Raw genomic sequence first — 8077 nt, forward strand, 5'->3', positions numbered from 1 at the left:
GAAACATCGTTGTGCTTATTTAAATTTCGCTTTGGCCTGAATAGTATTTATACTCATTACATATTTGAGATGCTCCCAAATCGAACTGCTGTTCAACGAAGGTTTGCTCTTCGATCGCGATCGCGCCCTCTTTGGAGTTTGCCTCTACACCGCCTGTCGGATTGCCGAAGCGTGCAGCTTGAAAGTCATCGACGTTTTCACCCCAGCGGGTGCCATTCGCTCCGAAATGATTATCCGCAAGGGCAACACCAAAGGCAAGCTCGGCACCCGCACTATCCCGATCATTCAAGAGTTGAGGCTGCTGTTGGAAACCTACAAACATCCCGAACACCCCTACCTATTCCCCAGCCGCCACCTCAATCACCGCTGGAAGCACGCAAACCCGGAAGCCGCCTCTCATCTATTCCAAGAAGCCTGCGAAAAAGTCGGCATCATCGGCGCTTCCACTCACAGCCTCAGAAGATCGGCCCTGACTCAGATGAGCAACGCTGGGATTCCGTTGCGGATTATTCAAGAAATCAGCGGACACCGCAACTTAGAACAATTGCAGAAATACTTAGAAGTGCGGCCCGACCAAGTAAGGGGAGCCGTCTCCGCACTCTCTACCCTTTCCTACGTCAGGAAACCGACATATCCTGATTTAGCTCCCCCAACGCCAGGAAATCCGTTGCCCCCTCACCAACTGTCACAAGCCCAAGCAGACGACGCGGCCCAAGAGATTCCTGATTGGTGACGAGCAATTTTAGATTTTAGATTTTAGATTTTAGATGCTCTTGATGCAAGGATGAAAGTCACGCATCCCAAATGGAATGCCGATCGCTTTCTTTCCCAAGGCAGAAGTCCTAACCCCTGGATTTGTTAGAATCGTTGGTCATGTGGAGCGGGTGCATCTCCAAAACCTGCTCAAAGGAGAACTTTTGACAATGTGGCTTAAATTTGGTGTTGCTCTCAGTGGTGAACTGACGAGCATTGATGAAGTTGTGCGCGGAAAAACTCAACTAACTTGTCTCTACTGTGGCGGCGGACTCACAGCAAAAAAGGGTTCGGTGAAAGAGCACCACTTCGCGCACACTGAGGAAACTTGCAAGCCCGTGTCACAGCGGATAAAAACCAAAGCATTTCCCTCGCTGCCCCTCTACGACAGCTTTAACATCCAGCTTAAGGGTGAGGAATTGTGCGATTCGTTGAAACGTGAATCACGGTAATCAGTCCGTACATAACGTTTCCAGCCACAAGGCTGAACTCTCGGTCTGATAAGGGTGTAAGTCCCTTCTACCAGACTCAGGTATGACTCCTTATCTGCCCACACCGACCAAGCTCGATTCTTGGAGAGTGAAGCTGGGAACAGGACGCAATCAGACATCTTGTGTGGGGTGACACTGGCGTTAATGGGGAGTTCCAACGGTGAAACAGAGCCTAGAAAAGTAACTTACACCCAAGCGGGACACAGACCATTAATCCCGACTTTACTGGAGTTCATTCCCGCCGAATTTTAGTTCCAATATCGGCAAGAGTCCAGGGAATCCAGAAGTTAAATTGGCTCCACCTAAAGGAACAATCAATCACGCCCGAGGGAACGAAGAAAAACGAACTGAGGGTCAAGGGGAAGTCGAACTCCAAGTAGGCTAGACGAGCAGCGGAACTCCCTTAGTTCGGGTAGGACAGACCGTAATTGGTCTGAGGTGTTCAGAGAACATAAGTTGGAGCAGAGTATGATTAGACACGGCAGCAATGTTAGTGAATCTTGGAAAACGTTACCTTGGAAGAAATTCCGAAGGGACTTATTCCGCCTACAAAAACGAGTGTTTAAAGCGATTCAGGTTGGAGACAAGCCCAAAGCGAAGTCCCTTCAAAAGCTAATTCTGAAATCTCGGGCTGCAAGAATGTTGGCGATACGTCAAGTAACTCAACTAAATGCTGGCAAAAAGACTGCGGGAATCGATAGAAAAGCCTCACTCACATTTGAGGAAAGGTTTACTCTGAGTGAAGAACTCAGAGCCAAAAGTAACAACTGGAAACATCAGAAGTTACGTTCAATACCAATCCCAAAAAAGGATGGGAGTACCCGCCTCCTCAAGATACCTACTATCGCTGATAGAGCGTGGCAATGCCTCGCAAAATACGCGCTAGAGCCAGCCCATGAAGCAACTTTCCACACTATGAGTTATGGATTTAGAACAGGAAGGTCGGCGCACGACGCGCAAAAAATTCTGTTCCTGAATCTACGCTCTACGTGTAATGGAATAGAAAAACGGGTTATCGAACTTGATATCGAAAAATGCTTCGACAGGATAAGCCACACCATCATCATGGAACGACTCATCGCCCCAAAAGGCATCAAGACCGGAATATTCCGCTGCCTAAAATCAGGAGTCAATCCAGAATTTCCAGAACAAGGAACTCCGCAAGGGGGCGTGGTAAGTCCATTACTAGCCAATATTGCTCTCAATGGGATTGAGGAAATACACCAATCAGTTCGCTATGCGGATGACATGGTAATAATTCTGAAACCTAAAGACGATGCGAAGGCAATACTTGATAAAGTCAGCGAATTTCTGGCAGAACGAGGCATGAAGGTTAGTGAAAAGAAAACCAAGCTAACTGCTACGACAGATGGGTTTGACTTCCTCGGTTGGCATTTTAAAGTGCAGAACAACGGGAAATTTAGATGCGTTCCATCAGCGGACAATTTTAAAGCGTTCCGTCAGAAGGTAAAACACATCGTTAACAACTCGAATTATGGTGCTACGGTCAAAGCTAAGAAATTAGCCCCTGTGGTTAGAGGCTGGAGAAATTACCATCGCTACTGTAAGTTAGATGGGTCACGGTTTTCGCTGTGGTTCCTCAACAATAGAGCCTTCAAGGTATTTAACAAGGAATCAAAACAGAACCGCTATACTGCCAGGAAACTGGTAGAAAAGGCGTTCCCGGCGGTTCCTCACTCCGAAAACAAATTTGTCAATGTCAAAGGGGAGAAATCACCCTACGACGGAGATATAGCTTACTGGAGTGAGCGTAACAGCAAACTCTATAACGGCGAAACCTCTAAAGCTTTAAAACGGCAAAACCATAAATGTGGGAAATGTGGTCTAAAAATGCTAGGCGATGAAAAGGTACATCTGCATCACGTAGATGGAAACCACAGTAATTGGAAAATAAATAACCTTCTAGCGGTTCACGAAAGCTGCCACGATTATCTCCACATGAGCAAAGGCGCAAGCCAAGAACATCGGGAGCCGGATGCGGGGAAACCAGCACGTCCGGATCTAACTGAGAGGTGCGGAGGATAATACCTCCCATCGACTCAAACAGAACAGTTGAAAGTGCTGTGGAAAGAGTATGGGGCCCAAAAGCGATCGATTCCCAAAGACTTGATAAACTTTCGATGGGAGTTGAAAGGATTGGTGGAGTCGTCGGGCGATCGCTGTTATCACTTTACCGACTTGGGTAAAATCCCAGTGGGTGCGCTTCCCCTGGCGCTGTTCAACAAAGTCCAGGAACCCCTGCTGCTGTCAGAGTTAATGAAGTTAGAAGGTTCTGTAGAGATTGCTTTATCTGCGGGGTTATCTTGTCTGGAAGAACGGCGGGCTGATTTACTGATTTATCGAGCGCAGCTTCGTCGGATTCTGGTGAATTCGCTCTATTTCCTGGATGTCAAAGCGGACGGGAACACGTTCTATAAAATTGGCATTACAACTCGATCGATCGAGGAACGCATCACCGAAGTGCAGCGGGATGTGAGAGCGCATTACTCGGATGTGGTTGTTAATTTGCTGGGACTTTGGGAACACCGGGGGAATGTCGAGCTGTACTTCAAACACCGCTACAAAGCTTTTAATTATCGCATTGGGAAGCTAACGGAGTATTTCGTGTTTCCGAACGTCAAGGCGGTGCTACAAGATTTGTATGGGATGGAAGTAAAAGTGTTGAGTGAAGTTGAGCGGGACGTACTCAGCGGTTCATGAGTCGCTGAGAGCCGGGTCTGAAACTGAGCGATCAAACCCTGCCCGTATTTACCAGTTTCAATCGATCGCCAGTCTAGCAAGAAGCGACAACAGTCTGGCTGACAGCAAGTTAGGTAGTGGCAAAGTAAACGCTTAAACCTTTGTCTTATAAGGGTTTAACTTGCTATAAAAGCGGTTTAGGTTCAAGATCGGCTTCGCTATTTCGGTGTCTAGTTGGGTGAGAGACCTAGCCAAAAGTACAGGTTTTTTCCCCTACTTAAAGTTAGCTTATACCAGAACTTTTTTACTGGCTAAAAACTCAACTATGAGTTAGACCTTTTCTTGGGCTTATCCCCGTACAGTGAATTTACAGAAGGAATCGCCAGCAAAAGAAGAAGCAGTAACAGCATGGATGAACAGTGATGGACACCGCCAAAATATTCTCAATTCTAAGTTCCAAGAATTTAGTGTTGGTTACTACTTCTTAGCCAACGATACTGGGGAAGTTAATTACAAGCATTACTGGACACAAGTTTTAGCCACACAGCAATAACGACCAGTGAGAAGCCATTCGAGCCGAATGGTTTGGTGCTCAAAGTTAAGAACTGCTTCCTCCCCGCCCTAAGATTACCTACCACTTTGGGCTTGCTTAATAGCCACACAATCTAGAATATAAAGTATGACGATAGAACAACCTCATATCACCAAAAATTCTTCTCTATGGGCGTTGCTAATTGGCATGGATGAGTATCTACATACAAAAAACGTGAGCATTTTCACGGTCTATTGTTGAAGAAAAACACGGGGGTGGCTCAGTTGTAACTCTGCACCCGGAGATGGAACTAAATTTATTATTGAAATTCCAACTTAAGGGCTGGGAACTAATAAAATCAAAACTTACGCAAGTCTAGGCTAGAAACCGGGTTTCTTCGCAAGTATCTAGTAAGAATTTTCAATTTGCCATAGAAAAACGAGCTATGAGCGTAATCCTAAAATGATAAATTTGCTGTAGGAACAGTGCTTCCATGCCTGTCCCAAACTTACTTACGATGCAACCTTTATTGCTCTTCCTAAATCTAGGTATTTTTTGTCTCAAGAAGCTAACGATGAGCCACTATTGGTGTCAAGAAAATGATTCAATACACCGAGCCCCGTAGAATACGAATTTTCACACTCATCTGGTTAGGGCAACTGGTCTCGTTATTCGGCTCCGGTCTCACGGGTTTTGCTTTGGGGGTGTGGGTATACCAACGCACTGGGTCAGCCACTCAGTTCGCACTCATTTCTTTGTTTACTCGCTTGCCAGGTCTTGTGATTTCCCCATTGGCTGGTGCAATTGTGGACAATTGGAACCGACGTTGGGCAATGCTCTTAAGCGACTCAGGGGCAGGTTTGAGTACGCTAGTCATTGCAGTGCTCCTATTTGCTCAAAAGCTTGAAATTTGGCACATCTACCTTGCCGTGGCAATCAGTTCCACCTTTAGCGCATTCCAAGAGCCAGCCTATGCCTCTGCTATCACATTACTTGTACCTAAGCAGCATCTAAGTCGCGCTAATAGCATGATGCAGATGGCAGAAAGCATTGCTCGCCTATTCGCACCGGTGCTGGCTGGCTTTTTGGTTGTGACCATTCAAATTTACGGAGTTTTCCTGCTAGACTTTGCCACCTTCGTTTTCGCGCTTGTCACGCTGCTTAGTGTCCGGTTTCCTAAAGCTAATACTACCACTTTTACTAAAGCAGGCAAAGGTTTGCTGCTGGGTGAAATTGCATATGGCTGGACTTACATCACAGCGCGACCTGGTTTGTTGGGGCTATTAATTTTTCTCGCAGCCAGCAACTTTTTAGTGGGAATGGTTGAGGTGTTGGTAACACCTATGGTTCTATCTTTTGCTTCGACTGCTGTGCTTGGCAGTGTGCTATCTTTCGGCGGCAGTGGTATGTTGATGGGCAGCTTTGTCTGGCTCTGGTGGGGCGGTCCCAAACGGCGTATCTATGGTGTACTTGGCGGTCAATTGCTCAGTGGCCTGTGCATTCTACTTGCTGGGTTGCAGCCTTCGGCCCCACTTATTGCTGTTGCCGCTTTCGTCTTTTTCTTCAGCCAATCACTCATCAAAGTTTCTAGCCAGACTATTTGGCAGAGAAAAGTCTTGCTCGATGTTCAGGGAAGAGTTTTTGCCGTAAAACGAACGCTCACTTGGTCATCATTGCCGTTTGCTTATCTCGTAGCCGGACCGCTAGCCGACCGAGTTTTCGAGCCACTGATGGCTACTGACGGACTATTAGCAGGAAGCCTTGGACAGATTATCGGAGTTGGTTCTGGTCGGGGCATTGGTCTACTGTTCATCACTCTGGGAACGTTCGCTATCCTGGCAACTGTTGCAGCCTACAAATATCCCCGGCTGCGCTTCTTGGAGGATGAACTGCCAGAGCGGGTCGAACATGAAACTTTTGTCTACTAATATAGTTACGAAATAAACGCATATAACAGCTCAAAACAAACTCTAATTGATGAAGTTTATAGAGGAACATGGGAACATGGAGTCAATAATTATGTCAAAAATTACAATTGCGATTGCTAAAAATGAAGAACGTGAAGCTATTTATCGCCTTCGTTATGACATTTTTGTCCGCGAAACCCAGCAAAAATCCGAAAATACAGAAGAAAAGCTCCAAGACTCACTTGACGCACACAACATTTATATCACAGCCCGCCAAGATCAAAACCTAATTGGTTTTATTAGCATCACGCCTCCGAACCCACAAGGGTATTCAATAGATAAGTATTGTCCACGAGAGGCTCTGCCCTTTCCATTTGACGATAAATTGTACGAGGTACGCATTTTGGCTGTTTCCGAACCTTACCGTAAAATTGGCTTACCAATTGTTCTTATTTATGCAGCATTCTGCTGGATAAAAGCCTGTGGAGGGCAACGCATAATGGGATTAGCACGAGACGAAATTTTAGATATCTATCAAGGTATTGGAGGTGAACTTATGCGATTTTCAATTTCATTCAACAATGTCCATTGTGAGTTACTCTGCCAAGAAGTTAACGTTGTTAGCAAAAAAATCAAACGGTGGGTTCGCGTTCTCTCCAAATTAGAACCACATATTGATTGGCAACTTGAGATGCCGTTTCATTTAGAAATAATGCCATAACAATTTTTTTAAAAACAGAGGTTTTGCACATTTCTGACTGCCAGCAATTTCTGGAAGGACTCGCCACCTGCCTTACCACGCATTCCAGAGCGATCGCGAGATACCATTTGCTATGGTAGGCTTCTGCTGAGGAACTCTCGCAAGCGATAAATACTACTGCTCCAATTTCCAACAAGGTTCACGACTATTTAGTGGTACGCCAGGGAAGTAGTTCAAAAGAAAATTAACTATTATCAGTTTTCAACAGCATTATATCTAAATTTTTCGCCGTTGTTATAGCTAGGATTCCCGAGTATTACAACTATAAAAACACTTTTGGAGCAACAGGAGAAAGGAATACTACTTTGTGGCAATTCATTTTTTCCCATGATGGCACAGGGCTTTGGATGATTCAAGCAGAAACTCTTGAAGAGGCTCAAGCTATTGTCAACAACAGCAGTTGTCGTATACGGGATGGTATGTTAGCGAATTCTGGAGCGGGTCGTGGAGCGGCAAGGGCATATTGGGCATCGCGTCTTTAAGACTGGGATTATCCGATCGCACTCATACAGCGATGGCTATGGGAAAGCAGCGATTGCCAGCTCTGCACGTCGTTACCCTGCTACACATCACCCGCACCGTGCTTTTGGTACGGTTAACACCGACGATACTTCCCCCGACGCTCACACGCCAGCAGAACGGGCGAGGCAAGCTCATGGCGTTGCCACAGCATTTTCGGTTTCTAGGAATAGCTTTGTACGGTTTTCTTCAATACAAGCTGCCCCTGATTCTTTCACGTTAATTCTGGCAAATACGACCAACTCAGTAGGGTTCTCCTGACTGTTGCTCCCACTTAGGAAGCGGCATCATAATAACTGTAAGCAATGAGCTTCAACCCAAACTTTCCTTATAAAGCATTACCAATCTTTGAGGTGACAGATTATGTTGATGCGCTCTTGGCAACCCTTCACGGAAATTGAAACCATCCGTCAGC

Annotated in this window: 8 protein-coding genes; all 8 read left to right on the forward strand. The window is 45.9% G+C overall.

The window, feature by feature from the left end; all coding sequences use genetic code 11:
* Window positions 1–64: 64 nt before the first annotated feature.
* Window positions 65–733, forward strand: coding sequence for a site-specific integrase (locus QUA83_RS29380; protein WP_333297689.1), 669 nt, complete (start codon window positions 65–67; stop codon window positions 731–733).
* A gap of 76 nt (window positions 734–809) precedes the next feature.
* Complete coding sequence (locus tag QUA83_RS29385) at window positions 810–1205, forward strand: competence protein CoiA family protein (protein ID WP_333297691.1); 396 nt, start codon at window positions 810–812, stop codon at window positions 1203–1205.
* 507 nt (window positions 1206–1712) lie between these two features.
* The gene (locus tag QUA83_RS29390) at window positions 1713–3290 is read left to right on the forward strand and encodes a reverse transcriptase domain-containing protein (protein ID WP_333297693.1); all 1578 of its coding nucleotides are present in this window, start codon (window positions 1713–1715) and stop codon (window positions 3288–3290) included.
* A 33-nt stretch (window positions 3291–3323) separates the two neighbouring features.
* The gene (locus QUA83_RS29395) at window positions 3324–3965 is read left to right on the forward strand and encodes a GIY-YIG nuclease family protein (protein ID WP_333297695.1); all 642 of its coding nucleotides are present in this window, start codon (window positions 3324–3326) and stop codon (window positions 3963–3965) included.
* A gap of 340 nt (window positions 3966–4305) precedes the next feature.
* Window positions 4306–4497, forward strand: a complete 192-nt coding sequence (locus QUA83_RS29400) for a CAP domain-containing protein (RefSeq protein WP_333297697.1) — start codon at window positions 4306–4308, stop codon at window positions 4495–4497.
* A 578-nt stretch (window positions 4498–5075) separates the two neighbouring features.
* Window positions 5076–6404 (forward strand): MFS transporter, encoded by a 1329-nt coding sequence (locus tag QUA83_RS29405; RefSeq protein WP_333297698.1) that lies wholly within the window; start codon window positions 5076–5078, stop codon window positions 6402–6404.
* Between the two features lie 91 nt (window positions 6405–6495).
* Entirely contained in the window at window positions 6496–7104 is a 609-nt protein-coding gene (locus QUA83_RS29410; RefSeq protein WP_333297700.1) for a GNAT family N-acetyltransferase, read from the forward strand.
* A 483-nt stretch (window positions 7105–7587) separates the two neighbouring features.
* Window positions 7588–7923: a hypothetical protein gene (locus QUA83_RS29415; protein ID WP_333297702.1), complete on the forward strand. Its 336-nt coding sequence runs from the start codon at window positions 7588–7590 to the stop codon at window positions 7921–7923.
* Window positions 7924–8077 lie beyond the last annotated feature (154 nt).

The sequence above is a fragment of the Microcoleus sp. K1-B1 genome (assembly GCF_036704705.1).
Classification (GTDB): domain Bacteria; phylum Cyanobacteriota; class Cyanobacteriia; order Cyanobacteriales; family Microcoleaceae; genus Microcoleus.

What these genes read in the sequence shown, in the direction of transcription:
- QUA83_RS29385 (WP_333297691.1), top strand. Translation starts at nt 810, where the DNA reads ATGCCGATCGCTTTCTTTCCCAAGGCAGAAGTCCTAACCCCTGGATTT.
- QUA83_RS29410 (WP_333297700.1), top strand. Translation starts at nt 6,496, where the DNA reads ATGTCAAAAATTACAATTGCGATTGCTAAAAATGAAGAACGTGAAGCT.
- QUA83_RS29405 (WP_333297698.1), top strand. Translation starts at nt 5,076, where the DNA reads ATGATTCAATACACCGAGCCCCGTAGAATACGAATTTTCACACTCATC.
- QUA83_RS29390 (WP_333297693.1), top strand. Translation starts at nt 1,713, where the DNA reads ATGATTAGACACGGCAGCAATGTTAGTGAATCTTGGAAAACGTTACCT.